Raw genomic sequence first — 26,987 nt, 5'->3', positions numbered from 1 at the left:
GTTCTACGCGAACCTCCGGCGGCCGAGAATCAAGCCCGCCCCGGCGAGTGCGGCACCGATGAGTCCCACGAGCCCCACGCCGTAACCGCCGGTCTTCGGCAGTTCACCGGACTTCGTATCTGCGACCGTGAGAATCATCGCCTGACCAGATCCGGACACTTCAATCTGCCCGTTGTTGGAACCGACGGTTGAAATCTTGTATTTCTTCGTCGTTTGATCGATGGAGATTTCGAAAGGAACCGGCTGAGGCAGGAGGTTTAGCCCTTGCGGCGCCTTCGTTTCAACTAGGAAGAACGTGCCGGTAGTCTTCACCTCAATAGACTCTTGGCCAGGCTTGATGGTGTAAACGGGCTTGCCGGCGCTGTAGTCTGGCTTACCTTCCTTGGAGGGATAAATCTCGAAAGTAGCGCCACCTAGGTCCGCCAATTCTTGAATTTTGCCGTCCACGTACTGGGCCTTCTTGAAGGTCAGCTTGCCCGGTGTTGTTTCCGGTGCCTTATAGTTATCAACCACGCAGGACACGGAGGACAGCACCTTGTTCTGCTCGTTCATTCTCACCTTGAAGCCGAACTCACCGTTATTGTCGACTTCCAATGGCGTGGTCTTCCCATCGCGTTTTTCAGTACAGACGGCATTCTTGCCGTCTCGCTTGAACAAGGAGTAGCCCTCTTTCTGGGTTTCGACTAGTTCAAGCTGCTGTTCTTGCTCGCTCATGATGTTCCATGTCGCTGTACCGCGATCGCGCTCAGCCGACGAAGTCACCTTGAGAGAATTGCGCACCCGCCCGCCATTGCCCGGGTCGATGACGTCCTGCCCACCCGCGGACAAAGTGAACTCCCAGCCGGGTTCACCATCGGACAACACATTGCCGCCTTCATCAACAATGCGCTTTTTAACGGTGACCGCACCATTGCAGCGCTCATTAATACTCTGGGCGATACTCTTCATCTGGTTGGCAAGCTCTCCATAGCCCCTGACACGCACTGTGTCCCCTGAACCCGAGATATCTTCGGCCATGGTCTTAACGTCTCGCGTTCCATGGGTCCACCTCGATTGGTTTGAAGTAATTGTCTCCACTCGCCCGTCGGGTAACCGTTCAAATACCTGGAGTGTCCGATTACCGGCGGCATCGAAAGCCATCTTCAGGTTCGCCATGGTGTCGGTGCCGATATAGTTCGCTCGCGGCACCAGGTCACTACGAATCTTGTAGTAGAGGCCAGGGGCTATTCCCGGGTCACTCTGCCAGCCGACGCGCTTGGCATCTTTTAGAACCAGATCGTTCGTAACAACGGGACGTTCGGTACTCCTTCCGCCCAGGGTTAGGTCAACCATGAGCGGAACAACGCGAGTTCCGGCCTTTTTCAGTTCATTCGCAGCGTCGATTGCGTCGTTGAGTGCGCTCTCCTGAACGAACTCGCCGCCAATCCCCTTACTCTTAATATTCGAAGAGGTCGTAGGCATGCCGTCGGTGATGAAATACACCACGTCGTAGTTCTGACCCTGGACCTGCTTCAGCCCTTCTTGCCAGTTGGTCGCACCATTGTACGCTTTGTAGTCCCAGTTGGACACTACGCTCTTGGCCTCATTGACACCGCTCTGGGACTGCATAGAGATGTAGGGCGGGTTCTTAAAGCTTGTCGTGCCAGCGGTTTGGGCTGGAGCAGTGGACGCAAAATTGTAGAGAGCAAGCTCAGCTGGAGTTCCGGCTAGTGCGTCAATAAAACCATTTGCAGCCGTTTTGGACGCTTCAAAGCCATTGGTATCTGCGTAGTTCAAGGAGGTCGAAAGGTCTACAACCAGCGCAATCCGCAGGCCACAGCGCAGAGGTGGTTGTGGGTTCGCAACGCGTCCGTGAACCCACTTCGCACCGTCCGGCGGTGAAATGATGGGGGGTTCGTCTGGCTCCGTCGCCTTGGTTCCGTATACATCCAGCTCAACCGACAGCTGCTTGTTTTCAGACAGGTTGTTCGTGAACGTGAAAACAGCATCCTTTGGCAGGAAGGCGGAATCAACCTGTTTACCGTTCTTGACTGGCACCACTTCCATGGTCATGTATCCATTGCCAATATGGAGGTTGCGCTTCTGCAAAGTCACGCCGTCTTCAATCTTGTCAACAGTCAGTTGATAGTGCTGCCAATCGAGGAACGATGCGTCGGTCTTGATACGCACGGTAGCGTATTTCATTCGTGAATCTTCACCGACCTTCGCCGTGAAAGTATCAGGCTTCCGCGGATCAACCGGGTTACCTTGGAGAGAGAAATCGTGCCCGGTAGCCTTAAACTCGCGGGAGGAGTCACCCGGAGGTGTGGGCTGGTTTCCGGAGCAATCCTTGACCTGCCCGGAAAAATTGAACGTCCACTCGGTCTGCGCGCCGGAAGCGATCTGGTACCCAGCCTTCGCCTTGGCGGTCACTTTAACGGAGGCAGCCGTTTTCCCCTCATAGAACTGCTGACCGGAAGGCTTCAATTGCCCATCGATGTAGTATTCAACACCCGTTGTATTCGGAATATTGATGTATCCCTTCTCCACACATTGGGTTGCCTTAGCAGGGTCAACCGCGGTCGGAGCCGCGGGAGTCACGGTCGTGACCGGCGGATTCGGATCTCCTGGATTTGGGTCGGGGGTCGTTGATGTTGTGCCGCGCAGCGCTACAGACACTGAACCCGATACCTTTGGTTCGTTAAAGACTGGCGTTACTTGAATCTTGTCCCCCTTCTTCACAGCCATGTTCAGACCGCTATGGGTCACCGTAAAGGGAGGTTTTTTCGAATCATTGACCTTCGATGGTAGCACTTGACCGTTGACCTTGAGCTCGTAGCCGCGAATCCAGTTGCTACCGGAGAATGACAGATCTAAGTCGGTCACCGTGCCATCGGCTTCGACTGTGAACTCGAACGGCGGAAAATACTGCCGGGTATTAAGGTCCTTAAAGTCCCGCTTCTCCGGCGTGACAGGAATTGTCGTGGTCTGTGCCTGCGCCGTTGGCAACTGCAGGGTGGGCAGCGCGCCTGGGAAAGCGACGCCGAGGACTAACGTAAGCGCTGCAGCGAGCGCAACCGCTGCGCTCATGAATTTTGTCTTCATTGTCGCTACCCTTCTTGCTTTCGTTTCTTAGAGATCAATAGCATCAACAGCCCGGCGCCCATCAGCGCTACTGCGGCAAGCACAATTCCGAGGATCTGTACACCCGTCATGGGCAAGTTGCCCGGTCCTCGTCCGTTCTCATCGCCGGGAACTGACTCCGGAGTTGACCCCTGTTCCGGGGTGTCCGCTGGTGGAGTCTCCCCTGGGGGTGGGGTGGGCGTCGTCGGTGGGTTCTCTGGAGGCGTAGACGGTGGCGTCGAAGGAGGATCAGTCGGTGGGGTTGACGGCGGCACAGTCGTCTTCGCAACGATCACCCCTTCTACCGGCCTGGGGTTGGAGTCAACCGTATGGAAAGGCACAGCGACCAGGAAGGGGCTAATCTCCCGGTATTCCCCTGCAGCGGCTCCAGCCGGCGCCTGGGAGGAGACCAGGTAGATGCCCTTCTCGAGCCCCTGGAATCGGACCTGGCCGGCGTCATTGGTCACGGCCGTGAGCCTACGGTCGGTAGGCCAGCCCGCGATCTCGTCCGCACTGGTGTTCCGGACCTTCGCCCTATCCGCCGCGTTCTCCGGGTTGATGCCCTTCAGCCGCTCAAGCTTAATCGTCACACCCGCGATCTTGCCTGTGGGTGGTTCTAATACATCGGAATTACCTGTTGAAAGGGTGATGCTGAGTGTCTCCGCCCCGTAATCACGGGATACGCCTGGCTGGTCGTTCAACCCGGCCACCTTCGCCGCGTCGGCAACCCCGACCCCAACGTGTGCACCGCCGAGCAGGCCGGCGCTAATGGCGATTGCTGTCACGAGGCAACGGCGGCTCCGCATCGCAGATACATGGCTAGTCATTCTCGCCTGCCCCTCCGTCATTCTCCGTCTTCATGAGTTCCTCGGTTTCACGTTCCCGTTTAAGCTTCTTGAGCCACCACAGCAGCACCGCCAACACACCCGCCGCGGCAGCGACCAGTAGGTACATCCACCATTGCCAACCGGCACCGTTGTTCTTGTCGAACACCTCGTTGTCGGCAGGATCCAGCGGAACCCGGTGCCCACGCACAAGCAAGCGGTGTGTGTTAATCCCGTACGGGGTACAGGTGATCAGGGTGATGTAGTCCTTATCTGCAACTGGGCGCAGATCCTCAGTTTCTGTAGGTAATACGACCTTGATCTGATCCACCTCGTACTTCAGTTTCTCGCCGGAAACCTGGATGAAAAAGGCGTCGCCTTCCTCAGCATCGTTAAGGTGGTCAAACATGGTGGAATTAGACAGCCCCGTGTGCCCGGTAATCACCGAGTGTGTGCCCTTGCCGCCCACTGGTAGGTCAGATCCAAAAAGGTGCCCCAGGCCCCGTTGTAATGTGTCATGGTCTGTCCCGTGGTAGACCGGTAGGTCCGCCTTTACTTCCGGGAAGATTAGGCGCGCCATTGCATCGTTCGCATCGAGCTGATCCAGGTATTCCTGGTAATCGGGGTTGTTTTTGTCGAATCGGGCGAGCCAGGGATCGAGAATCGGCCCGGTCGTTCGATTGGTGTTATAATCGTGGGCTTTTTCCCACTGCGTGTTCTTGACTTCTTGCGGGATGTTTTTTTCGAGCTTCGCGTAGTCTTGCGCGGCCTTTGTGGCTAGGTGGTTGTTCCACAGTGTTGACGCCACAGGGTACAGCATCACGAGAATCCCGAGGATCACGAGCACCATGGCCAACACGGGGTTGGCTTTGGCGTTGCCGGTGCGGCGTGGCTTGTCTTTTAACTCCACGGCGGTACTTGAGGCATGATCCACGGAATACTCCTGAGGCTTACGTTTAGATGGCTTCGCTGATTAAACCCACCCGTGGGTTGCCCCAACGGTCAGGTTTAATCATTCCAGCGGACTGTTAGTTCTTAGCGCCGCGGCGTGCGAACCAAGCACCGGCTGCAACGATGGCCGCGCCGATAGCAGCCAGGATGCCCACACCCATACCACCGGTCATCGGCAGGTTCGGAGAGTCCTGCTTCACGTTGTCGACGTTGGCGACCAGAGTCACCGCATCGTCGCCCTCTCCGGTTCGCGCGATGTCTTCGCGAGTGAAGTCGACCTCAACCGGCTTTTCCAGCTTGGCGTAACCAGCCGGAGCCTTCGTCTCGACTAGGCAGAACTTCTTAGTCGCCGGAGCTTCCTTATTGTCCTCGAAGTCGGTGACGTGCAGGCCATCGATGATGAAGGTGCCGTCAGCACCGGTGGTCCACTCGTTGACCCCATCGATCGTGATTTCATCACCCAGCTTGTCAGCAGAGGTGCACTGGTTCAGTTTGAACGTAGCTCCCTCAAGAACCTTGCCAGTTTCCTCGCCGTCCTTCTTCACGACCTTCAGCTTGCCGTGGTAAGTGACGACCTCGTTGGTCTTGTTCTTGACCTCGTTGCCGGTGTTCGGGTTGTTGAAGATGACGTCAGCCTGGTTCTTCAGCTCGGTGGTGTCGCCAACTTCCTTGCGCTTCACGTCGAAGGTCAGGGAGAGCTTATCGCCGGACTTAACCTTGGCCAGCCCCTGCTCGGTGAGCGTGACGATGAGCTTGTTGCCGTTTTCGGCCGGGTTGTTGACCGTGTAGTCGCCGGCCTGCAGGACGGTGTCACCAGCCTTGACCTCGGTGACCTCCTGGAAGTCCAGGCGCTGGTCCAGCTGATCCTCGAAGCGGAAAGCAGTCAGCTCCTTACCCTCGCCCCAGGTCGGAGCGTCCGCGTTAATGGTGTAGGTGTACGCGTCCTGAATGTTCTGGTCGGCATCCTTGACGGTCTTCTCGGTCTTGGTCTCAGTGTTCTTCGGGTAAGCGGTGACGTCGTAGTTCCACGCGTCGGATGCCTCGTTGACCATCGGGATGGAAACGATGAACGGTGCACCGGAGACAACCCCAGCCGGAGCGCCAATCTCCTCGACCAGGTAGATACCCAAGTCCAGGTTCTCGAAGGAAACCTTGCCGTCAGCATCGGTGGTCTGCTCAAACGTCGTGCTAGTCTCGTGGCCTGCAGCCTCAGCTGCGGTCTTCGGGAAGGTGCTCCAGTCCCCGTTTTGCAGGTCAAAGTTCAGCTTGGTGATCTTGAAGGTCACACCCTCCAGCGACTCACCCGGTACGCCCTCCATTTCCTCACCAGTCGCAGGAGTGTTGGACTCAGCACCTTTCTTCTTATATAGGGTCAGGGAGCCCTTCTTGGAGAAATCGATGTTGGCCTTGGACGGGTCCTGTGCCTGCTCACCCTGCGCGAGAGTGGTGACCTCCGGCGCGGCGATCGCACCGGGAGCAGCAAGAGACATGGACAGGCCAGCAATGGCCGCGAAAGTGACTGAACGAAGGGTCATAGAGTTCTTGTTCACGGGAGTGAGTTCCTTTACATCAGAAGTGACCGAAGCGTTTTCGCCTCATGACATCCAGCGATCCACCCGCACAGCTTAACCTTATGAAGAGCCAACAATTCTTTAGCTCTCCTCAGAGCTAAACGGTTTGCACAGCTTAAAAAATCATAAAGTTGACAGATCACTATATCCGTGACTCGATCAACGAATGTCTTTCAGGCTTACTGCTTCCATCCAGTGAATCGCACAATATAGAGTATATAGTGAAACGACTCAGATGGACATAGCTGCACGTGAAGCCATTCAAATCACGCTCTTGTTTTTAAAACAATACGAGACCAGGAAGCCACTCCAAAAAAATGCTCCCACCGGCGTTGTTCAACAATTTGCACAAAAGCTTCACCCCCGCGTGAGCCTGCCCCCACTGTAGGGTAGCGGGAGACCGAATTCCCACAGCTCACGTTCAGCCTTTTAGACTCCATCGCGAGAATCGAACCCCACCTTTACCAATCCCTCCAAGCCAGCTACTAACATTCGTAAAACAAGAATTAAGGCTCATGACAGACCACACTCCTCCCCCGAGTGAAGTTGCAGCATCGCCACCGGAGCGCAGCAAAAAGCTCAATATCAACGCAATCATCGCAGTCATCCTGATCCTCGGCGGCCTGAGCGTGCTGCTGTATCCCGTGCTCGCCACACAATGGAACAACTACCAACAATCGCGCGCAGCCGAAGCCTATTCAAAACTCGAAAAAGATGTACCTCCCGAGATCCTTAACAAAGCCTGGGAGGAAGCCCAGCGCTACAATGCCGATCGCGGAGATATCGACCCCACGGACGCATGGACTAGCTCGGACGATGAGAACTCACCGGCTTATCAGCGCTACCTCAAATACCTGTCGGTACTTAGCGAAACCGAAGCTATGGGGCGCATCGTATTACCCTCGATCAAGTCGGACCTTCCCGTCTTCCATGGCACCTCCGACCGCGTTCTTTCCCGTGGAGTGGGACACCTCTACGGGACTGACCTGCCCGTGGGCGCACCCGGCAAACCCGGCGAAGATGGCTCCGTACCACCTGCCCCACCTGAAGGCCGACTCGCAGCACTGTCCGCACACACAGGCCTGCAGAATGCCACCTTGTGGGACAACCTCGATGAAGTCCAAAAAGGCGACCCGGTGTACATCGCCGTCGCGGGCGAAAAGCTAAAGTACGAGGTGCGCGACATCAAGGTCGTCACCCCAGATAAGACCAGCCTGCTACGCCGTATCCCCAATAAGGATTTAATCACGCTTATTACCTGCACCCCTTACGGCGTCAATACCCACCGCCTCATCATCACAGCAGAGCGAGTACCGATGGACCCGGACGAGGAATCCGTCTTCGATGGGCAAGGTACCAACTGGCAGTGGTGGATGTGGGCCATCCTGGCAGCCGCTGTGATCATCGTCCTATTGCTTATCCGCTGGTGGTGGAAGAACTTCCGTAAGCACAAATCCCAATAGATGGGCACCCCCACCCAGGTAATGGAACTGACATGTGGCCTGCTTCACGCTAGACTGTCAAATATGACTTTCACCCACCCGCACGCAAGCGGCCTCCTCCTAATCTGCCGCGGCGGGGCCTAGTAGGTAGGAAACACAACACCGATCGGCTCCCCGTCGCGGGGTTTTTGCATGCCGGTCGGTTTTTTCATTTCCACAGGAAAGCACACACTAAGAGGGAAGACAGTATGGCCAACAACGACACTTTCATCTCCGCACCCGCCCGCATCAGCACCCCGAACGGTGAGATCCCCGAAGGGCAACCCGCCTGGAACAAGCAGCGCAACTCCACCATGCCGCACGCGCGCTACCAGCCGTTCTTCGAAGAGGTAGAGGAAATCACCCTGCCGGACCGCACCTGGCCGGACAAGGTCATCGACCGCGCGCCGCAGTGGTGCGCCGTGGATCTGCGCGACGGCAACCAGGCGCTGATCGACCCGATGAGCCCGGAGCGCAAGCGCCGCATGTTCGAACTGCTGGTGGACATGGGCTACAAGGAGATCGAGGTCGGCTTCCCGTCCGCCTCCCAGACCGACTTCAACTTCGTCCGCGAGATCATCGAGAAGAACATGATCCCCGACGACGTCACCATCCAGGTGCTGGTCCAGGCGCGCGAGCACCTGATCCGCCGCACCTTCGAAGCCTGCGAGGGTGCGAAGAACGTCATCGTCCACTTCTACAACTCCACCTCAAAGCTGCAGCGCAAGGTCGTGTTCCGCAAGGACAAGGAGGCCATCAAGAAGCTGGCCACCGACGCAGCCGAGCTGATCAAGACCATCGCCAAGGACTACCCGGACACGAACTGGCGCTGGGAGTACTCCCCCGAGTCCTACACCGGCACCGAGGTCGCCTACGCCAAGGAAGTCTGTGACGCAGTCGTCGAGATTATGGACCCGACGCCGGAGAATCCGATCATCCTGAACCTGCCCTCGACCGTCGAGATGATCACCCCAAACGTTTACGCGGACTCCATCGAGTGGATGCACCGCAACCTGAACCGCCGCGACTCCATCATCCTGTCGCTGCACCCGCACAACGACCGCGGCACCGGCGTGGCAGCTGCCGAGCTGGGCTACATGGCCGGCGCCGACCGCATCGAAGGCTGCCTGTTCGGCAACGGCGAGCGCACCGGCAACGTCTGCCTGGTCACCCTGGGTCTGAACATGCTGACCCAAGGCGTGGACCCGCAGATCGACTTCTCCGACATTGACCAGGTCCGCCGCACCGTCGAGTACTGCAACCAGCTGCGCGTGCCGGAACGCCACCCTTACGGCGGCGACCTGGTGTTCACCGCATTCTCCGGCTCCCACCAGGATGCGATCAACAAGGGCCTGGACGCCATCGCGGAGAAGATCGACCCGGACGCCACCGCCGAGGAAGTCACCCAGGAGGCCATGGTCGAGAAGACCTGGGAGGTCCCCTACCTGCCGATCGACCCGAAGGACGTCGGCCGTTCCTACGAGGCCGTGATCCGCGTGAACTCCCAGTCCGGCAAGGGCGGCGTGGCCTACATCATGAAGACCGACCACAACCTGCAGCTGCCGCGCCCGATGCAGGTGGAGTTCTCCTCAGTGGTGCAGGCCGTCACCGATGCCGAGGGTGGCGAGGTGAACCCGAAGGCCATGTGGGACATCTTCTCCGGCGAGTACCTGGACCGTGTCGCGCCGATCGAGACCATCTCCCTGACCGTCGACGGCGGCCAGAACGAGGGCGAAGAGGCCAAGGTCACCGGCCAGATCGAGTTCAACGGCGAGGGTAAGACTGTGCAGGGCCGCGGCAATGGCCCGATCAACGCATACTGCAACGCGCTGGAAGAGCTGGGCTACGACGTGGAGGTGCAGGAGTACAGCCAGCACGCCCGCACCTCGGGCGACGACGCTGAGGCCGCCGCCTACGTCCTGGCCGAGATCAACGGCGCCAAGTTCTGGGGAGTGGGCATCGCCAACTCCATTACCTACGCTTCGCTGAAGGCGATCACCTCCGCGGTGAACCGTTCGCAGGATGCCGCCGCTGGGGTTTCCCAGGGGGTCTAGGGTCCCGAAACCACGCAGCCTGCCAGCGGAGCACGGTTCCCCGCTGGGTAGTATGTAGTCCATGAACGAGAACGATCACTCGGCCGCCCCCGGCCCCGAGCACACCGGCGCGCGCCGCCCAAGGCGCCCGCGCCGCAGGGTAACTCGCCCTGCAGGTTCTCTCGCTGTTTCTTTTTCTGACGGTAGTTCTTCGGACGCCCCCTCCCCCGCCCACAACCATTCCCCCGCAGGTGCCGAGGGGCGCTCTGAGCCGGGGGCAGAGGTGTACTCCGCTCCGGTTGAAAACCCCGAGGCCCGAGCTGCCGCGGATTCCAGCGGGAGTGCCCGCGAGGACAACGACCAGTCGAGCCCCCGCGCGGAGCTCGAGTCCGCTCTGCACGACCTCCCCTCCAAGGAGGAGGCCCCCTTTGCGGCCGTGAGCATCTCCACCTCCGGCATTCACCCGAAAACCTCCCGGCTGGTGGCACTTTCCGTGGTCTTCTTCGGCCCCGGCGCGGAAGCCCCCGGCGACGCTGCACACCCCGACGAACTGCCGACCATTAACATCGGCCAGGAAATCGGCGCGCTGACGCGCCACCTCAACCCCGGCGAAGACGCCGGCCCCTGGCACCTCCACGGCTACCAGGTCAACGAGCTCTCCCAGGCGCTGGGCTTCAACTCCAGCGCGCAGCTGATCCACCAGGCCTTGGACGGGCGCACGCTGATCATGCATGAGTCCGACTACGTGTGGGGCTTCATCACCCACGAGTTCAAATTGTCGCAGCGCTCAGCGAACCGCGGCCGTCGCAGCCGCGGCCGCGGCCGCGGTCGCGGTGGTCGGCGCCAGCCAACCCCCGCGCCGGTCTCCATCATCGACACACTCGCCACCGCCCGACGCCAGGCCATCGACTCCACCGACCCCCGCCTGCGCGCCATCGTCGCCAGCTACAACCGCGCCGCCGAAGCTGCCACCACTGCTACCGACTCCACCGCTACGGCTCCCACTCCAAGCTCCAGCACCAATCCAAGCTCCACCGCCGCCGACTCCACCACCGAGCCGGCTACCAGCGCAAACGCTCCCGCAAACGCCGGCCGGTCCGCCGTGCTGGCCCCTGCGACGGCACTGCCGGAGGTGGGTGCGGTGGCGTCACTAAGTAAAAAAGACATCGACCCCGACGAGCTGCTCGAGGCGAACGCGCGCCTCACCGCCGCCCTCGCGCTCGCGCAGCAGCGCAACGGCGAGCTGACCGTGCTGGACCCTGAGGACCTCGCGGCCGATCAATTTGAGCTGCGCCGTAGTGGCCTTCGTATTGACGCCGCTAACTCTCCCCGCCCATACGTAAACCCCGGGGCGTGGAAGCGCGGGGAACCGCTGGTCGAGGGTATGGAGTTTGTGGTCAGCCCGGATGTGGCGATCGACCCGGACGTGCTGATCGGCCAGGGTGTCGCCGCGGGGCTGGCGTATAGCGAGAAGCTGAATCGTCGCAGCTCGCTGGTGGTGTGCAACGAAAACTACGAGCTGCGGGGCAAGGCGATGCACGCCGACCGGAAGAACATTCCCCTGATCCGGGACGAGGACTTCCTGGCTCTGCTGGATAACGTGCAGCCCGGCGAGAGGGAAGACGTTCCGGCGAAGCCTGGTGCGGACGCCCGCCCGCGGATCAGCGGGCTGGCCGGGCCGCGTGGCGAGTCAGGCTCTGGCGGCTCTGGCAGGTCAGATGGGCGCGGCACTGGCGGGTCTGGCTCCAGCGGGCGCGGCTCTGGCTCGGGCAAATCCGGCAAGTCTAAGAAGTCGAACAAGAACGGTCGCTCCAACCCTTCCGGCCACAAGGGCAATGCAAACTCCGGCGGCCACGAGGGGAAAATCCCGGGGCCCAGTGGCAAGCGAAATCGTCGGAGGCGTCGGCGCCGCAAGAGTTCCGGGGGTCCAGGGGGCTCAGGGAGTTCACGGAGTTCTAGAGGTTCCGGAGGCCCAGGGGGTTCCGGGGGCTCCAGGGGTTCCACCAACGGCGGAAACTAGCCCGGCGTACTTCGCCCCCCTTTGAAGGCGCCGGAGCTGGGGGCGGCTAGAGCGTCAATGTCCAAAATCTACGAGTTATTAAAAGTAGCTCATTTGCAGCCAAAAAATGCAACTCTCTGACCTGCACGAATAGATTAATTATATTTTAAGACGTGGAATTTTGGACATCACCCCTAATAGCCAGCAGACTGGCCGGCGTTTGCTAGCCAGCAGGCGGCCCAGTGGTGACTAGCCAGCAGGCAGGTCGGTGCCGGTTAGTCGCCCTTCAGCTCGGTGATAAGTGCGCGCACTCGAGCGTCAATGTCATCACGCACCAGGCGCATGCGCTCCATGCCCTCAATACCGCGCTCGGAGGGCTCGTCGGTAACCCACCGCTCGAGGGTTCCCTGCGCGTCGGCGGGTAGCTCCAGCTGGGCGTCCTTGCCGAGAATGACCACCCGGTCAGCCTCTCGCAACAACTGCGGATCTACAGCCTTGGGGCGGCCGTCGGACATGTCCGCACCGACCTCGCTGATGGATTCCACCGACTCCGTGTTGAGCTTGGTCGCCGGTTTGGTGCCAGCGGAATGAATCTCGATGGCCTCGCCAGCATGCTTGTCCGCCAAGGCGGCCGCCATTTGTGACTTGCCGCCGTTGCCTACGCAGACGAAAAGTACCTTGGGTTTATTGGTCATGGTTTAATCCTCCCCCATCGAGACGGAACGTGCTGGACTGCTGTGCCGCACGGGCAGCGTCGGGTCGCCGGCGAAGAGCTTCGGCCCCACCCACAGCATGACGTAGACCAGACCGACTAGCACCGGAATCTCGATCAGCGGGCCGACCGTTCCAGCCAGTGCCTGCGCAGAGGTCGCACCAAAAGTACCGATAGACACGGCGATGGCAAGCTCGAAATTGTTGCCCGCAGCGGTAAAAGACACGGAAGCCGACTGGGCGTAGTTCAACCCCGCAGCCTTGGACACGGCCAGCGCCAGGGCAAACATTCCAGCGAAGTAGGCCACCAGCGGAACCGCCGTCCGAGCCACCGCCCACGGGTTGTCCGTAATCTGCTCTCCCTGCAGCGCAAACAGAAGCACGATCGTATAAAGCAGACCAATCAGCGCGAGGGGAGAAATCGCGGGCAAGAACTTTGCCTCGTACCATTGCTGCCCCTTCAACCTCTCCCCGAGCACGCGGGAAGTCAAGCCAGCCGCCAACGGGATACCCAGGAAAACCAGGACAGATACCACGATCGACCAGAAGGAAAAGTCTGCCGAGGTTGTAGGAAGCCCCAGCCAGCCGGGGAGAATCTGCAGATAAAACCAGCCCAGCACTCCAAACATGAGCACTTGGAAAACAGAGTTGACCGCCACCAGGACGGCGGTCAACTCCCTATCCCCGCAGGACAGATCCGACCACACCAAAACCATCGCGATACACCGGGCCAGGCCGACGATGATCAGCCCGGTGCGCAGCTCAGGCTCGTCGGGCAAACATACCCAGGCCAGGATGAACATCAACGCTGGCCCAACGACCCAGTTGAGGGCAAGGGAAACCGCCATCAGGCGCTTATCCGCCGCAATCTGCCGGGTTTTGTCGTAGCGAACCTTCGCCAGCGGCGGATACATCATGACCAGCAGGCCGAGCGCGATCGGAAGCGAGATCCCTCCCACCTCCAGCTCCCCGAGCTTCGCTCCGATTTCTGGCACTACCCGATTAACGAGCAGCCCAGCTACCATCGCAAGGATAATCCACACGGGCAGGAACCTATCGAGGAAAGACATCTGCGGGCGCTGCGAAGCTGTCATGCAACCTTCCTTAGACATTGACACATGTCGATATAAAACTAAATGACATATCGATGCCCGTCAATATGAATGACATATTGATATCTGTCAATATAAGGTGCTCCGTATGGCCACTCCCCAAATTTTTCCGCTCACAGACATCTCCACATGCTGCTCCTTGAGCAAAGGACCGCTATCGGATCCTGAGGCCACCCGTTATGCCACCTTGTTCAAGGTCCTATCCGACCCTGCCCGCTTGCAAATACTCTCCCACCTGGCAGCCAAAGGCTGCGAACCAATCAGCGTAAACCAGCTAACAGACATCACGGGACTAAGCCAGCCCACGGTCTCACATCACCTAAAGCGGCTTACCGATGCAGGTCTGCTCCGCAAAGCCCGAACAGGTCGCACTGTCACACACCTAGTAAAGCCCGAACTCTTCGCTGAACTTCGCGCTGTTCTCCAAATGGACTAACGCTCGCCATCTCCGACGCGCCAGCCTCCAAATTCCAGCACGCCCCTGCGAGTACACTTAGTCCCCATGGGTAATTCGAAGCGAACTCCCGCACACCCCGCCGGCGCACGTCGTTCCGGGCTGCAGCGGCTCCGCAGTTCCGTTGCCATTCGCATGGCGCAGCTGGCCACGTGGGCGTCCAGAAAGGCAGGGCGAGGGGCCGGCGGCATGATCGGCGGCCTGGTCGGCGGGGCCATCGACCCGCAACTGATGGCTAGCCTCGGCGCCGGAAAGGACGGCACAAAGCGCCCAACGGTGCTGGTCACAGGCACAAACGGCAAGTCCACTACCACCCGCATGCTAGCGGGCGCGGTCCGCACGGCGGCTACCGTCTGCACCAACGAGGGTGGCGACAACATGGACGCGGGCGTGATCAGCGCGCTGCTGGCCGGGCGCGACGCAGAGGCCGTGGTTCTCGAGGTCGACGAATTGCACGTCCCCAAAATCGCCGAGAAACTCGACGCGGACGTGCTGGTACTGCTGAACCTCTCGCGCGACCAGCTGGACCGCGTGGGTGAGATCAACAAGATCGAGCGCACCCTCCGCGCGTGCATAGAGGCTCACCCCGACATGCAGATCATTGCGAACTGCGACGATGTCTCCGTAACCTCCGCCGCCTGGGACTCCCCGAACGTCCAGTGGGTCAGCGCTGGTTTCGGCTGGGCCGGCGATTCCACTAGCTGCCCGCGCACGGAAGGCGCGATCATCCACCGCACTGGCGAGGACGGCGTGGTGGACTGGTTCGCGGCGAAGAAGCTGCCGGACGGCCGCGAATTCCGCAGGCCACAGCCCGATTGGCGCATCACCGAGGAGGGCCTGATCGACCGCGAGGGCAACCTGCACCCGATGAACCTGACCCTCCCGGGCAACGCGAACCGTGGCAATGCCTCCCAGGCCGTCGCCGCCGCCGTGGCTTTGAGCGAGCTTCTCCCTCAGCGCATCTCCACCGAGCAGGCGATCACCGCCGCGGAGAAGGTGGATAACGTCGCGGGCCGCTACTCCGTGGTGCACTTCGGTAACCACGAGGTCCGCCTGATGTTGGCGAAGAATCCAGCCGGCTGGCAGGAGGCCCTGTCGATGGTGGATCGCACCGCCGATAGCCTCGTGATCAGCGTCAATGGGCAGGTCGCCGACGGCCAGGACCTCTCGTGGCTGTGGGACGTGCGCTTCGAAAACTTCGAGGGCGTGCACGTGGTGTCCGCAGGCGAGCGCGGCACAGATCTGGCGGTCCGCCTCGGATACGCAGCGGTCGAGCACAATCTGATTAAGGACACGGTCGAGGCGATCCGTTCCTGCCCGCCGGGCCGCGTGGAGGTTCTGGCGAATTACACGGCTTTCCGCGATCTGAAGCGGGTGCTGGACAAGGAAGGGGAAGCGTAAATGAGCACTGAGCTGAACATCGGCCTGATCCTGCCGGACGTTCTGGGCACGTATGGCGACGATGGCAACGCCCTGGTGCTGCGCCAGCGCGCCCGCATGCGCGGCATTTCCGCAGAGATTCACCCGATCCACCTGGGCGAGCCTGTCCCGGAGTCCTTGGACGTTTACACCGTCGGCGGCGGCGAGGATACCGCGCAGGTACTGGCGGCGGAGCACCTGGTCAGCGACGGCGGCATTGCCCGCGCGGTCGCCGCTGGCCGCCCGGTTCTGGCTATATGCGCTGGCCTGCAGGTGTTCGGCCGATCCTTCACCAGCCACGGTCGCACGGTTGAGGGTTTGGGGCTTATAGACGCCACCACGTCCCAACTCGCCGAACGCATGATCGGCGAGATCGCCTCTACCCCGGCAGCCTCTGCCGTGACCGGCGGGGCGGCGGCAGCACAGGCTGGCGCTGGCGGCAGGGCAAGCGCAGCGAGCACCGGCGGGGCAGGCCTGACCGAACCGCTGACGGGATTCGCTAACCACTTGGGTGCCACCATCTTGGGCGCGGATGCCGAGCCGCTGGGACGTCTTACCCGGGGCACGGGCAACACCGATAACCACGGCGCGGAGGCCGCTGGGCTTTCCGGCGAGGATGCCCACCGGCAGGCGCGCGCCGAAGGCGCCGTGCAGGGCTCCGTGGTGGCAACGTACATGCACGGCCCCGTGTTGGCCAGGAATCCGCAGTTAGCGGACTGGTTGTTGGCCCGCGCGATGGGGGTTGCACTCACCGAGCTGCCCGAGTTCCAGGGTGAGCTGGCGGAGCAGTTGGAGCGCGAGGTGGCGCAGCTAAGAAAGGAGCGCCTCTAAGCGCCGAGCTTGGCCACGCTAAGGATCATCGGCAGCTGAAGTGGGACGCGCGCAAAGGCGATGGCGCGCGCGGGCTGAGGTTTGGCACGCCAGTCCCAGGCCATCTTGATGTTGCCAGGGAGCACGCCGACTAGGAAGAGCGCGGCGGCAGGGGCGATTGTACTGCGCAGCGCGCCGCGCCATTCGGGCTTCAGGCTGCACGCCGCGATGCTAGTGCCCAGGGCGATTTCCATAGTTCCTGAGCTGAACGTCCAGGCGCGCGGGGTGCCGGGGAGTTCCTCCGGAACGATTCTGTCGAAGCCCTCCGGCTTAACAAAGTGCAGCACGCCTGCGGTACCGAAGACGGTTCCCCATACGGCGGAGCGAATGCCGGCCGCGCGGGAAAGGCGGTGCGGACGGAGGGCGTTGCGCAAAGGGTTTTTACTCATGGGCGCCACTGTAGTCCCGCCGTTATAGTCCCGTCGTGCTACAGGGGCTACAGAAACTACAGCGCGGTGCGGCCGGCAAACGCGCGGGACAGGGTGAGCTCGTCGACGAACTCCAGGTCCCCGCCCATCGGAATGCCCGAGGCCAGGCGCGTGACCGTCAGCCCGGGGAAGTCGCGCAGCAGGCGGCCGAGGTAGGAGGCCGTCGCCTCGCCTTCCGTGTTCGGGTCAGTGGCGATGATGACTTCGGTGATCTCGGGGGCTTCGTCGTACTCAACGTCCGCGCTCTCAACGTCGCCCGTTCCCGCGCTGCCGGGGTCGCCACCGGCGGGTGTGTCGGCGTCGCCAAGAGAAGCACCGCCACCTTTCGCACCGAGCGCGACGTCCGGCAGCGCCCCGCCGATGCGCTGCACCAGGGGCGTGACGTTCAGTTCCTTCGGCCCGATGCCGTTCAGCGGGTCGAGTGCCCCGCCGAGCACGTGGTAACGCCCGCGGTATTCCGCGGTGCGTTCGATCACCTGAATGTCTTTGGACTCTTCAACTACGCAGATGATGCTTTTGTCGCGGTTGGAGTCCGCGCAGATCCGGCACACATCTTCTTGGGAGATGTTGTGGCAGATGCGGCAGAACGTCACGCCGCGCTGCAGGCGGCCGAGCGCGTTTTGGAAGCGTTCGATGTCCTCCGGCTCTTCGTTCAGCAGGTGCAGCGCGATGCGTTGCGCGCTTTTCGGCCCGATGCCGGGCAGCCGGGAAAATTCGTCGATGACGTCCTGTAGTGGTCCTTCGAACAACTAGATCTCTCTTTGGAGTTCTTAGAAGGCTTAGAAGCCCAGGCCGCTCATGCCCTGGGATAGCGGCCCCATCTTCTCCTCGGCGAGAGTCTGCAGCTTCTGGTTGGCGTCCTTGAACGCGCCGAGCAGCAGGTCCTTCAGGGTGTCGATGTCTTCGGGGTCGACGATCTTCGGGTCGATCTCCATGTCGGTGACCTCGCCGGAGCCTGCGACGGAAATGGTGACCAGGCCGTTGCCTGCCTCGCCCTTGACGGTGGAGGCGGCGATTTCGCGCTGTGCTTCCTGCAGCTGCGCCTGCATCTGCTGGGCCTGCTGCATCAGCTGGTTCATGTCTGGCTGGCTCATTCTGTTTACCTTTCGTCGGTTTTTTCGTGCTTGGGTTTTAGTTCTTCCACAACTGTACCGGTCGGCCCGGACAGGCGTGTTAGGCACCTTCGCGTGTGCGGATGGTTGTGTTCACGCTTAGCGAACTCTCTCCGCGCCGAGACTCTTTTCGATCAGTTCACCTGCGATTTCCAGTGGCGTGCGGTGGTCGCGCTGGCCGGGTGCGCTCTCTAAGTCGGCGAGTAGCTCGTCGCGTTCTCTTTGTTCTGTTCTTTGTGACGCCCCCTCGTCCTCAGCAGCACCCGCCCCCGCGTGGGGCTGGCGGTTCGCGGCTCGGGATTGGAGTCCTTCCGCCCGCGCGGACGGTCCAGATGCCGCAGGCAGCACGGTGGGCCCAGGCTGTCCAAACTGTGCTGGCTGTCCAGGCTGCACAGAAGGTCCAGGCTGATCGGAAGCCGACGGGTCGGAGGGCTCAGGCGGCAGAGGCGCGTCGGCGGCTGGGTCGGCTGCAGTTGGGTCGACGGCGGCGTTAGCGGCCGCGCTGTCGTCCCAGGTATCGACGGGTGCGTCTCCGTAGGCATCAACTGGCGGCTCGTCAGGCAGGGGAACGCCGTTGAAGCCGTTTTCCATGTTGTATTTCTTGCGGGCCTTAGCTCGTTCGGCGCGGGCGCGCCAGCCGGAGTTCGGGTCTTCCTGCGGAGCAGTTTCACTCGAATTGGATGCAGTCCCGGCACCAGTGCCTGCCGCGCCCTGGCTGCCAGCAGCGGCACCCGCTGCACCGGCCGCTCCAGCGGTGCCCGCCGCTGCACCTGCGTTGCGGTGGGAGTGCGAGGCCTTGCGCATCGCTTCTTCCATCGCGCGGGCGCGCTCCAGGGCGCTGCTAGCTGCGCTGCGGGAGGCCGCTGCGTCCATTGGGGTTTCCGCTGGCACAGGGTTCACCGGTGTGGAGGCTGGTGTTTGTCCCTCACCGGCGGAGGGCTGTGCCGCCGCCGGTTCAGCTTTTCCCGGCTCATCGCCTCCTGCAGGCTCGGCAGCTCCGGTAGCTCCGCCGCTTCCGGCGGCTCCGGCGCCGACAACTTCGTCGCCGACATAGACGACGATGCGGGCGGGACTTCCCGTGACGTTCTGGATAGCCTGCGAATAGGCTTCCGCGTTCTTCGCCCCGTTGACCAGCCGTGCTAGTGAGCCGGTGTGGTGGTCAACGTGGATCTCGCCCGGAGTGGGCTGGGATGCGCGCGGTGCGGCGCCTCGGAGGGCGATCCAAGCGCTGAGATCCAATTCGTGGACGGCATCCATGATGCGTGCCCAGGAATCCGAATCAATCGCGGCGGGCTCATCCGCCGAAGCTTCCGCCGCAGCGCTGGCCTGACGGTGGCGCTGCATGATGTCGCGCGCCCGGCGCGCTTCGGCAATGGCCGGAGACTCCTGCGCGGTTTGCTGTGCCGACTCATGCTCCACCTCAGCCGGTGTCTCCGGTACTGCCTCCTTTGTGGTCTCCTGCGGTGCCTTCGGCGCCGGGGAGGCTTCCGCCGCTACCGGTTCGGAGGACTCGGCGGGCTGAGCCGGGGGCTGCTCCGCAGCTGGCATCTGGCCTGCTGGCGGTGTTTGCTCCCGCGCCTTCTCTGCAGACTGCGCCGGTTCAGGGCGCGCCGGTTCAGGCCGTGCAGGTTCCGACTGCGCCGATGCAGGCTGCTGCGTTGCGTCCTGCGCAGCCTTCCTGCGCCGGGCGAACATCTCCGCCCGGCTGCCGCGCACGCCCGTGCCAGCTCCCGTGCCAGCACCTGCACCCGCGCCCGCACTCGAGCCGGCACCGCTACCGCCAATCCCGCCATGCCCCTTCTCCAGGGCCTCCACACGCTGCGCCAGCGCCTCCACCGTCATGCCGGCGGCGGGCAGCGCCATGCGTGCGCACAGGATCTCCAGCAAAAGTCGCGGTGCCGTGGCGCCACGCATCTGCGCCAGCCCCTCGTTCACCAGGGATGCGCAGCGGGTCAGCGTCGCCTGCCCCATCTTCTCCGCCTGCTCGCGCAGCACATCGCGCGAGTCCGCAGGGGCGTTCACCAGCCCGCGTTCAAACGCATCCGGCACGGCCTGCACCACTAGCAGGTCGCGGAAGCGGTCCAGCAGATCCTCACTGAAGCGGCGCGGGTCGTACCCCGCATCAATCACCTCGTCGACCACTGCGAACAGTGCGGCGGAATCGTGCTCTGCCAGCGCATCCACGGCACGGTCGATTAGGGTGGAATCCGTCACACCCAGCAGAGCCAGTGCGCGGTTGTACGTCACGCCCTCCGGGCCAGCACCGGCCAGCAGCTGATCCATGATCGACAGCGAATCACGCGGCGAACCGCCGCCCGCGCGAATCACCAGCGGATACACCGCTCCCTCCACCGGCACGCCTTCGCCGGACACCACCGATTCCAGCAGCCCACGCATATCCGGCGGCGCCAGCAAGCGGAATGGGTAGTTGTGGGTTCGGGAACGGATCGTCTGCAGCAGCTTCTCCGGCTCCGTCGTGGCGAAGATGAAGATCAGGTGCTCCGGCGGCTCCTCCACGATCTTCAGCAGGGCGTTGAAGCCCGCCGTGGAGATCATGTGCGCCTCGTCGATAATGAACACCCGGTAGCGCGATTCCGCAGGCGCGTAGAAGGCGCGTTCGCGCAGCTCGCGCATGTCGTCCACGCCGTTGTGCGTGGCTGCGTCCAGCTCCGTCACATCCAGGTTCCCCGGCCCGCCGGGCGCTAGCGACACGCAGGATTCGCACTTTCCGCAGGGCGTGGACGTCGGCCCTTCCACACAGTTCAGTGAGCGGGCCAGGATGCGCGCCGACGACGTCTTACCGCAGCCGCGCGGCCCGGAAAACAGGTATGCGTGGTTGATCCGCCCGCTATCCAGCGCCACCGACAACGGCTCGGTCACGTGGGATTGCCCCACGACCTCGGCAAACGTCGCCGGACGATATTTCCTATAAAGTGCCACGAACCTACCCTACATTCCGCCTAAGACGACCCGTTGCGGTCGCCTAGCGCCATATGTCGTTGATATTGACGCCCTCACGCACCAGCCGCTCCTGCACCGCGGCCACACCGGCCGTCTGCGCGAGCGCAAGCTCCTCGTCCGTCAGCATCACCAGCTGCGCGACGATGGTCAGCCGACCCGGGTGGGTGAACTCCACGTCGGTCTCGCCTTCCTTCGAGTGGCGGCCCGCGCCCTCGGAAGTGACCTCGTGGACGTGCGGCACGCCCTCGTCCCACACGTAGGGAACCACCAGCAGGCCGTTGCGGGCGGTGATCTTCCGCTCGGCATCGGCATCCATCTGCTGCACAACATCCGGCAGCATTGTGCCGGGCTGCGGCGGCCAGTGGCCAGGGTCCTGGGAGATCATCGTCGCGGCGTGGGCCAACAGGTCGGCGGCGGTATCGTCGTGTCCGCTGACGACGGTTAGCAGCTCCACGCGCAGGTCGGAGCCGTCTTCCGTCTGCAGGCCGGATTCCATGCGCCCGGCGTCGATGGTCATGGCAACCGTCTCGGCCAGCACGGGCTCGCCGTCGCCCTCCTGGGAAGCGTCGTCGCCCTCCTGGGGTGTGCCGTTCTGGGACGAGGGGGCGTCACCAAGAAACACCTCGGCGACAGCGAACTCGGGGAAGGAATCGGCGACCTTGCGGCGTGCGACGGTCGGCTCGCCAGGGAGTAGCCCCTGAACCCAGACCAGTGTTTCGTCGGTGTTGATGGTGGCCTCCTGCTTGCTGTTTGAAGGTGCTGGTTAGCGCTGGGTTAGCGCTGGCCCGCGTCGTGCTCGACCATCTCGATCGCGGCGTAGAGAACGCAGGTGGCGAAGCCGTCCATGGCGACCTCCAGCTGCTCGATCGTCGGCATGGAAGGAGCCAGGCGCAGGTTGCGGTCGTTCGGATCCTGCTTCAGCGGGTAGGTCGAGCCCGCAGCGGTCAGAGCCACGCCGGCCTTCTTCGCCAGCTCCACCACGCGGCCAGCGGTGCCGTCCAGCAGGTTCACGGAGATGAAGTAGCCGCCCTCCGGGACGGTCCACTCGGCAACGTTGAGGTCGCCCAGGCGGCGCTGCAGGATCTCCACCACGCGGGTGAACTTCGGCCCCAGGGAACCCGCGTGCTTACGCATGAGGTTGCGCACGCCCTCGGCATCCTTCAGGTACTGCAGGTGAGCAAGCTGGTTGACCTTGTTCGGTCCAATACCACGCACGTTGGCGATCTTCTTGTACCACTCCAGGTTCTCCGTGGAGGAGGCGAAGAAGGCCAGGCCAGCGCCCGCGAAAGTGATCTTGGAGGTGGAGGACATGGCCCAGAAACGGTTCGGGTTGCCCGCCTTCTCGGCGACGTCCAGGATGTTGATGATCTCCGGGAACTCGTCGGTCAGGGTGTGGACCGCGTAGGCGTTATCCCACACGATGCGGAAGTCCGGCGCACCGGTTTCCATAGCAGCCAGGGCCTCGGCGGTCTGCTGAGAGAAGGTCACGCCCGTCGGGTTAGCGAACATCGGCACAGCCCACATGCCCTTCACGGCCGGGTCCTTCGCCAGCTCGCGCACCTGATCCATATCCGGACCTTCGTCGGTCATGTCGACGGTCAGCATCTCGAAACCGAACAACTCGGTGATGGAGTGGTGGCGGTCGTAGCCCGGCACGGGGCAGATCCACTTCAGCTTCTCCTCCGCCGACCAGGGACGCTCGGAATCGTTGGTGCCAAACGTGTAGGCCCAGTTGATCAGGTCGAACATGATGTTCAGGCTGGAGGCATCGCCGGCGATGACGTTATCCACCGGCAGGCCCAGAACGTCCGCCCACAGCTGGCGGATCTCCGTCAGGCCGACACCACCGCCGTAGTTGCGCACATCCACTCCGGAGGGCGAGGTGAAGTTCTCGCCCGGAAGGCTCAGCAGATCCACCGAGAAATCCAGCTGCTCGGCCGAAGGCTTACCGCGCGTAAGGTCCAGGTTGAGGCCCTTGGAGTGCAGCTCTTCGTAGGCCTGGCGGACGTCCTCCTTCATGCTGAGGAGGAGCTCTGCGTTTACGTTTTCGATCTTCATGTAAATTCTCTCCCGCTTGTGGCGTGCTGGGGTTCACCCTCGGTGTGGCTTACCTTTGCCAGTCTAACGGACACGCCGGACACCGCCCCCGCCAGAGCGCACCCACGCAGCTTGTCGCACACTGGCGGGCTATGGTGCATAGAGTTTGCATTGAGTCACCGTGCGTCAGATCTCGCCGGATGTAGTTGAAATAGTTGGAAAGGATCCACTATGGCAAAAACCGAACCCAACCGAGTCCGGGTTCCCGTCGAACGCGCCATCCGGGAGTGCCGCCTTTATATCGAGGGCAAGCAATCCCCCGGCCAAGCGAACTACGCCACCGCGCTGAAGGAGATCAAGGAGCTAGCCGCCCCAAGCAAGAGCAACTTCGTACTGGTCACCTTGGAAGAGCCTTCGGAAGATCAGATGCTGAAGGTGGCGAAGTGCTACGACGTCGACGAGCTCATCGTCGAGGATGCCGTGACCGCCCACCAGCGTGCCAAGCTGGAGCGCTACGAAAATCAGCTGTTCAAGGTTGTCCGCTCCGTGCAGTACGCGGGCAACAAGGACCTCATAGACCGGCGCGACCTCATCCAAACCGGTGAGGTACAGATGGTCATCAGCCAGAAGTTCATCATCGTGATTGCCCACGATACGGAGCTGCCCGACCCGGAAGCCCGCCTGCACCAGGCACCCGAGCTGCGCAGCGCAGGTCCGATGGCCATCGCGTGGGCCATCACGGACTACCTGGTCGACGAGTACACCCGTATTTCCGAAGCGCTGGAAGACCGTGTGGACAGTCTGGAAGAGGAGGTTTTCACCCTCCGCGCCGAGACGAACATCGAGAATATCTACACCCTGAAGCGCGAGATCCTGGAGATGCGCCACGCCATCGGCCCGCTAATCCCGGCGCTGCGCGCGCTGATCGATAATCACAAGGACCTAACGACCAAGCACGTCAGGGCGTTTTTCCGCGATGTCTTGGATCACGCGATGCTGGCCAAGGACAAGATCGACTCTTTCGACGAGCGCCTGAGTTCCCTTATTCAGGCCAGCTCGGCGATCATTTCGCTGCGTCAGAACCAAGACATGCGCACGATCTCGTCAATCATAGGTATGGCCGCGCCGCCGACGATGATCGCGGGCGTGTACGGCATGAACTTCGACAACATGCCAGAGCTGCACTGGGAGTACGGCTATTACTACTGCCTACTGTTGAATCTTGCGGTGATCCTGCTGATGTGGTGGTGGTTTAAGCGCAAGAACTGGCTATAGCCCCGCGCAGCCCCGCCCCGGCCCCCACGTTTGGGCATAAAAAAGGGGACCCCGCGCACCCGTCAGAGCTCGTTGACCCTTGCTGCATTCCTGCCCTGGGGGAGTTCACAAGATACACGCCGCGCGGAATCCGTTGCCCATACTAGCCCACGCGCGCTCGTTGTTCCAAAGGCTCGTTCCTTCTTATTTATCGACGCCCACTTTCCAACCCCTAGCACCGGATTTGGAATCTAAAGGCAGCGTTGTGTACCCTTTCATGAGTACGTCGAAGCCACGGCTTTTCCGTGTGTTTTGCCGTTCGACATGGAGGATTCGACTAGCGGCCTATGTCACACGCCTGGAACGCGTGCGGGAGTCACATCCCTCGTGGGTTCAAATCCCACATCCTCCGCCAAATCTCACATAATGAGAAACCGGCGCTCGGTGATCTGGAAACGATCTCGGCGCCGGTTTTGCTTTTCCCCAATCTCACCCCCGCGCTGCCCGCCGTGCCTTAGGTTGAAAGGCATGACTGATACCAGCACCCCCGGCACCGACCAGCTCGTCACCACGGAATATTCCGAGTCCATCCCCGGCCTCGTCCACGTCCGTTTGAACCGCCCCCGCAAGCTGAACTCGCTCACGATCGACCTGCTCCAGCAGCTGATCTCCACGGCACACACGCTCCGCCGCGACCGCTCCGTCCGCGTGGTCATCCTCTCCGGCACGGAGGGCAACTTCTCCGCCGGCCTCGACTTCGCAGATACGCTGAAAAGCCCGCCGCGCATGCTTTCGCATTTCATCCCGCACCCCCTGCGCGGCACGAACACATTCCAAGAGGCGCCGTGGACGTGGCGTCGCCTACCTTTCCCGGTGATTGCCGCGGTGGAAGGCTATTGCTTTGGCGGTGGCGTGCAGATCGCTCTGGGTGCGGACTTTAGGTTTACGAGCAATGACGCCCACTGGTCAGTGTTGGAGGCCAAATGGGGCCTAGTGCCGGACATGTCGGGGATCATGTCCCTGAAGCAGTTGCTGCCGATTGACGAGGTGAAAAGGCTGGCCATGACCGGGGAGATCTTCTCCGGGGAGCGCGCCGCAGAGCTAGGCCTGGCTCGAGCCGTGGAGGATCCACTGGTTGCGGCGGAGGAGCTGGCGCGGCAGATCATTGAACGCTCACCGGATTCGGTGGCGTTGGCGAAGAAGCTGGTGGACGAGACGTGGGAGTCCGGCGAGCGGCGGACTTTCGCCCGCGAGCGTCTGCGCCAGGCGCGCCTGCTGGTGAGCAAGAACGCCGAGATCGCGCGGAAGGCCGCGCAGAAGAAGATCCCGCCGAAGTTCCACCGGCGCGCGGTGCGCTAACGCGCGCTGCTAGTTCGCTGAAGTTTCCGTGGGCTGCCAGGTGACGGGCTCGCGGGGCAGCAGCTCGGGCCGGAAGGTTCGCAGCAGCGCGGTGGGCGTGATGCCCCCGGCTGTCGCATCTATGCCTGTCGCGCCGGCCGCCTTCGCCACCCCTGTCTCAGCTGTCTCAGCGCCTGCCGTTTCTACCGCACCCGTTTCCGCCGCCGTGCCGGTCGCCCCGACGGCCTCCGCCGCACCCGATTCCGCCGCCGCCCCGGCTGCTCCCGCGGCTTCAGCCGCCGAGATGTCCACTGCTTCGCCGAGCGATTCCGCGATCCACCGCATCATCCCTTCCGCCCCGTCGGGGAAGTCCCGCAGCGTGACGGCCCCGTCCCGCTTCGCCAAGCGCTTCCCGTCGGGCCCCAACACCAGAGGAACGTGGACGTACTCCACCGGCGGAACCCCCAGCAGGTGTGCCAGGTACGCCTGCCTCGGAGCGGAACTCAGCAGGTCATCCCCGCGCACAACCTGCCCCACCCCGGCCAGCGCATCGTCGACGACGACGGCCAGGTTGTAGGCGTAGTTCCGGTTCACCGGCTCGCCCTGCGCCCTCGCGCTGGCCTCTCCGTCCATCGCGTCTGCGACCGCATTTCCGCCAGCCGACGCTCCAGCATCGCCGCCACCCGCCGACGCCTTCGGTACGTTCCCGCCGCGCCGCAGCACCATGTCGTCCACCGCCCCGCGGTACACCCCGCCGGCGCTTCCATCGCTCGCGCTTCCGCCGTCCGCTCCCACGGCGAACCGCTCGCGCACTTCCCACTCGTCCACGCCTGCGCGCAGCCGCAACGCCGGCACTCGCCCCCGTGCAGCCAACTCCGCGCGCTTGGCCGCCCGCTCCGATTCTCCCAGTTCACGGCACGTTCCCGGGTACGCGCCCGGCGCGGCGTGCGGCGCGCGGACCGCCTCGGCGATGTCCTTCCGCGAGCAGTAGCACTCGTACACGAGCCCCTTCTCTCGCAGAGCCTGTAGCGCTTTTTCATACTCTGACCAGCACTCTTGTTGACGCCACAGCCTCCCCTCGTACCCAATCCCCATAGTGGCAAGATCCAGTAGTTGCTGTTCTGCACTTTCTTCCGACGAGCGCTGAGCATCAATATCGTCGATCCGCATCCGGAACTCGCGCCCTTCGTGCTTGGCGAACAACCACGCCAGTACAGCGGTCCGAAGATTCCCCAGGTGCAGGTCTCCCGAGGGGCTGGGCGCGTACCGCCCCGCCCCTCGCCACCCCGCGGCCACGACCTCCGCCTGCGCCAGCGCCATTTCCCCCGAG

21 protein-coding genes, 1 tRNA gene and 1 other RNA gene are annotated in these 26,987 nt (G+C 62.3%); 9 read left to right on the top strand and 14 right to left on the bottom strand.

Annotated features, from left to right (window positions below):
- Positions 1 to 3: 3 nt before the first annotated feature.
- From MHX63_RS02905 to MHX63_RS02890, 4 genes are all read right to left on the bottom strand, one after another.
- Complete coding sequence (locus MHX63_RS02905; RefSeq protein ID WP_239387176.1) at positions 4 to 3,084, bottom strand: SpaA isopeptide-forming pilin-related protein; 3,081 nt, start codon at positions 3,082 to 3,084, stop codon at positions 4 to 6.
- 5 nt (positions 3,085 to 3,089) lie between these two features.
- Positions 3,090 to 3,929, bottom strand: coding sequence for an LPXTG cell wall anchor domain-containing protein (locus tag MHX63_RS02900; protein WP_239387175.1), 840 nt, complete (start codon positions 3,927 to 3,929; stop codon positions 3,090 to 3,092).
- On the bottom strand, positions 3,922 to 4,860 hold the full coding sequence (locus MHX63_RS02895; RefSeq protein ID WP_239387174.1) for a class C sortase: 939 nt from the start codon (positions 4,858 to 4,860) through the stop codon (positions 3,922 to 3,924). The genes MHX63_RS02900 and MHX63_RS02895 overlap by 8 nt, the downstream gene beginning before the upstream one ends.
- Before the next feature lie 94 nt (positions 4,861 to 4,954).
- Positions 4,955 to 6,427 (bottom strand): SpaH/EbpB family LPXTG-anchored major pilin, encoded by a 1,473-nt coding sequence (locus MHX63_RS02890; protein WP_239387173.1) that lies wholly within the window; start codon positions 6,425 to 6,427, stop codon positions 4,955 to 4,957.
- A 536-nt stretch (positions 6,428 to 6,963) separates the two neighbouring features.
- On the opposite strand from MHX63_RS02890, the gene MHX63_RS02885 reads away from it, so the two are divergent.
- The 3 genes from MHX63_RS02885 (at position 6,964) to MHX63_RS02875 (ending at position 11,982) form a co-directional block, all read left to right on the top strand.
- Complete coding sequence (locus MHX63_RS02885) at positions 6,964 to 7,911, top strand: class C sortase (protein WP_239387172.1); 948 nt, start codon at positions 6,964 to 6,966, stop codon at positions 7,909 to 7,911.
- A gap of 227 nt (positions 7,912 to 8,138) precedes the next feature.
- Positions 8,139 to 9,983: a 2-isopropylmalate synthase gene (leuA, locus tag MHX63_RS02880; RefSeq protein ID WP_239387171.1), complete on the top strand. Its 1,845-nt coding sequence runs from the start codon at positions 8,139 to 8,141 to the stop codon at positions 9,981 to 9,983.
- Positions 9,984 to 10,044: 61 nt separating this feature from the next.
- Positions 10,045 to 11,982, top strand: a complete 1,938-nt coding sequence (locus MHX63_RS02875; RefSeq protein ID WP_239387170.1) for a DNA polymerase III subunit epsilon — start codon at positions 10,045 to 10,047, stop codon at positions 11,980 to 11,982.
- A gap of 254 nt (positions 11,983 to 12,236) precedes the next feature.
- Here MHX63_RS02875 and MHX63_RS02870 read toward each other — a convergent pair whose 3' ends face one another.
- Positions 12,237 to 12,656, bottom strand: a complete 420-nt coding sequence (locus tag MHX63_RS02870; protein ID WP_239387169.1) for a low molecular weight phosphatase family protein — start codon at positions 12,654 to 12,656, stop codon at positions 12,237 to 12,239.
- 3 nt (positions 12,657 to 12,659) lie between these two features.
- On the bottom strand, positions 12,660 to 13,766 hold the full coding sequence (gene arsB / locus MHX63_RS02865; RefSeq protein WP_239387168.1) for an ACR3 family arsenite efflux transporter: 1,107 nt from the start codon (positions 13,764 to 13,766) through the stop codon (positions 12,660 to 12,662).
- A 106-nt stretch (positions 13,767 to 13,872) separates the two neighbouring features.
- Between arsB and MHX63_RS02860 the strand changes: the two genes are divergently transcribed.
- The 3 genes from MHX63_RS02860 (at position 13,873) to MHX63_RS02850 (ending at position 16,488) form a co-directional block, all read left to right on the top strand.
- On the top strand, positions 13,873 to 14,220 hold the full coding sequence (locus MHX63_RS02860; RefSeq protein ID WP_239387167.1) for a helix-turn-helix transcriptional regulator: 348 nt from the start codon (positions 13,873 to 13,875) through the stop codon (positions 14,218 to 14,220).
- 153 nt (positions 14,221 to 14,373) lie between these two features.
- Positions 14,374 to 15,639 carry a MurT ligase domain-containing protein gene (locus MHX63_RS02855; RefSeq protein WP_239387358.1) on the top strand — a complete coding sequence of 422 codons (1,266 nt, stop codon included), beginning with the start codon at positions 14,374 to 14,376 and terminating at the stop codon, positions 15,637 to 15,639.
- Complete coding sequence (locus tag MHX63_RS02850; protein ID WP_239387166.1) at positions 15,640 to 16,488, top strand: type 1 glutamine amidotransferase; 849 nt, start codon at positions 15,640 to 15,642, stop codon at positions 16,486 to 16,488.
- On the opposite strand, the gene MHX63_RS02845 is transcribed toward MHX63_RS02850, so the two are convergent.
- The 6 genes from MHX63_RS02845 to MHX63_RS02820 all read right to left on the bottom strand — a co-directional run bounded on the left by MHX63_RS02845 (position 16,485) and on the right by MHX63_RS02820 (position 23,086).
- Positions 16,485 to 16,916, bottom strand: a complete 432-nt coding sequence (locus MHX63_RS02845; protein ID WP_239387165.1) for a hypothetical protein — start codon at positions 16,914 to 16,916, stop codon at positions 16,485 to 16,487. The genes MHX63_RS02850 and MHX63_RS02845 overlap by 4 nt on opposite strands.
- A gap of 56 nt (positions 16,917 to 16,972) precedes the next feature.
- Positions 16,973 to 17,704 carry a recombination mediator RecR gene (gene recR / locus MHX63_RS02840; protein WP_239387164.1) on the bottom strand — a complete coding sequence of 244 codons (732 nt, stop codon included), beginning with the start codon at positions 17,702 to 17,704 and terminating at the stop codon, positions 16,973 to 16,975.
- 30 nt (positions 17,705 to 17,734) lie between these two features.
- Positions 17,735 to 18,049, bottom strand: a complete 315-nt coding sequence (locus tag MHX63_RS02835; RefSeq protein WP_005292353.1) for a YbaB/EbfC family nucleoid-associated protein — start codon at positions 18,047 to 18,049, stop codon at positions 17,735 to 17,737.
- A gap of 117 nt (positions 18,050 to 18,166) precedes the next feature.
- On the bottom strand, positions 18,167 to 21,007 hold the full coding sequence (locus tag MHX63_RS02830; protein WP_239387163.1) for a DNA polymerase III subunit gamma and tau: 2,841 nt from the start codon (positions 21,005 to 21,007) through the stop codon (positions 18,167 to 18,169).
- A gap of 43 nt (positions 21,008 to 21,050) precedes the next feature.
- Positions 21,051 to 21,650 (bottom strand): suppressor of fused domain protein, encoded by a 600-nt coding sequence (locus tag MHX63_RS02825; protein WP_239387162.1) that lies wholly within the window; start codon positions 21,648 to 21,650, stop codon positions 21,051 to 21,053.
- A 152-nt stretch (positions 21,651 to 21,802) separates the two neighbouring features.
- Positions 21,803 to 23,086, bottom strand: a complete 1,284-nt coding sequence (locus MHX63_RS02820; RefSeq protein ID WP_239387161.1) for an aminotransferase class I/II-fold pyridoxal phosphate-dependent enzyme — start codon at positions 23,084 to 23,086, stop codon at positions 21,803 to 21,805.
- A gap of 210 nt (positions 23,087 to 23,296) precedes the next feature.
- Here MHX63_RS02820 and MHX63_RS02815 point away from each other — a divergent pair, with 210 nt between their 5' ends.
- Positions 23,297 to 24,340 carry a magnesium and cobalt transport protein CorA gene (locus MHX63_RS02815; protein ID WP_239387160.1) on the top strand — a complete coding sequence of 348 codons (1,044 nt, stop codon included), beginning with the start codon at positions 23,297 to 23,299 and terminating at the stop codon, positions 24,338 to 24,340.
- Positions 24,341 to 24,380: 40 nt separating this feature from the next.
- Here the strand turns inward: MHX63_RS02815 and ffs are convergent.
- An RNA gene (ffs, locus tag MHX63_RS02810) (signal recognition particle sRNA small type) lies at positions 24,381 to 24,475 on the bottom strand.
- 170 nt (positions 24,476 to 24,645) lie between these two features.
- Here ffs and MHX63_RS02805 point away from each other — a divergent pair.
- Both MHX63_RS02805 and MHX63_RS02800 read left to right on the top strand, forming a co-directional pair.
- Positions 24,646 to 24,734 (top strand) — tRNA-Ser (locus MHX63_RS02805).
- Between the two features lie 113 nt (positions 24,735 to 24,847).
- Complete coding sequence (locus tag MHX63_RS02800) at positions 24,848 to 25,678, top strand: crotonase/enoyl-CoA hydratase family protein (RefSeq protein WP_239387159.1); 831 nt, start codon at positions 24,848 to 24,850, stop codon at positions 25,676 to 25,678.
- Between the two features lie 9 nt (positions 25,679 to 25,687).
- Here MHX63_RS02800 and MHX63_RS02795 read toward each other — a convergent pair whose 3' ends face one another.
- Complete coding sequence (locus MHX63_RS02795; RefSeq protein WP_239387357.1) at positions 25,688 to 26,977, bottom strand: glutamate--tRNA ligase family protein; 1,290 nt, start codon at positions 26,975 to 26,977, stop codon at positions 25,688 to 25,690.
- Between the last annotated feature and the right edge of the window lie 10 nt (positions 26,978 to 26,987).

This window comes from Corynebacterium sp. ACRQK, assembly GCF_022345965.1.
Lineage (GTDB): Bacteria > Actinomycetota > Actinomycetes > Mycobacteriales > Mycobacteriaceae > Corynebacterium.
This window is presented reverse-complemented; position numbering and strand designations above follow the sequence as displayed.

Excerpts from the sequence above, each read along its gene's own strand:
- MHX63_RS02820 (WP_239387161.1), bottom strand. The coding sequence starts at position 23,086 with ATGAAGATCGAAAACGTAAACGCAGAGCTCCTCCTCAGCATGAAGGAG.
- MHX63_RS02885 (WP_239387172.1), top strand. The coding sequence starts at position 6,964 with ATGACAGACCACACTCCTCCCCCGAGTGAAGTTGCAGCATCGCCACCG.
- MHX63_RS02875 (WP_239387170.1), top strand. The coding sequence starts at position 10,045 with ATGAACGAGAACGATCACTCGGCCGCCCCCGGCCCCGAGCACACCGGC.
- leuA (WP_239387171.1), top strand. The coding sequence starts at position 8,139 with ATGGCCAACAACGACACTTTCATCTCCGCACCCGCCCGCATCAGCACC.
- MHX63_RS02855 (WP_239387358.1), top strand. The coding sequence starts at position 14,374 with ATGGCGCAGCTGGCCACGTGGGCGTCCAGAAAGGCAGGGCGAGGGGCC.
- MHX63_RS02850 (WP_239387166.1), top strand. The coding sequence starts at position 15,640 with ATGAGCACTGAGCTGAACATCGGCCTGATCCTGCCGGACGTTCTGGGC.
- MHX63_RS02795 (WP_239387357.1), bottom strand. The coding sequence starts at position 26,977 with ATGGCGCTGGCGCAGGCGGAGGTCGTGGCCGCGGGGTGGCGAGGGGCG.
- MHX63_RS02845 (WP_239387165.1), bottom strand. The coding sequence starts at position 16,916 with ATGAGTAAAAACCCTTTGCGCAACGCCCTCCGTCCGCACCGCCTTTCC.
- MHX63_RS02860 (WP_239387167.1), top strand. The coding sequence starts at position 13,873 with ATGGCCACTCCCCAAATTTTTCCGCTCACAGACATCTCCACATGCTGC.
- MHX63_RS02905 (WP_239387176.1), bottom strand. The coding sequence starts at position 3,084 with ATGAAGACAAAATTCATGAGCGCAGCGGTTGCGCTCGCTGCAGCGCTT.
- arsB (WP_239387168.1), bottom strand. The coding sequence starts at position 13,766 with ATGACAGCTTCGCAGCGCCCGCAGATGTCTTTCCTCGATAGGTTCCTG.
- MHX63_RS02835 (WP_005292353.1), bottom strand. The coding sequence starts at position 18,049 with ATGAGCCAGCCAGACATGAACCAGCTGATGCAGCAGGCCCAGCAGATG.
- MHX63_RS02870 (WP_239387169.1), bottom strand. The coding sequence starts at position 12,656 with ATGACCAATAAACCCAAGGTACTTTTCGTCTGCGTAGGCAACGGCGGC.
- MHX63_RS02815 (WP_239387160.1), top strand. The coding sequence starts at position 23,297 with ATGGCAAAAACCGAACCCAACCGAGTCCGGGTTCCCGTCGAACGCGCC.
- MHX63_RS02900 (WP_239387175.1), bottom strand. The coding sequence starts at position 3,929 with ATGACTAGCCATGTATCTGCGATGCGGAGCCGCCGTTGCCTCGTGACA.
- MHX63_RS02800 (WP_239387159.1), top strand. The coding sequence starts at position 24,848 with ATGACTGATACCAGCACCCCCGGCACCGACCAGCTCGTCACCACGGAA.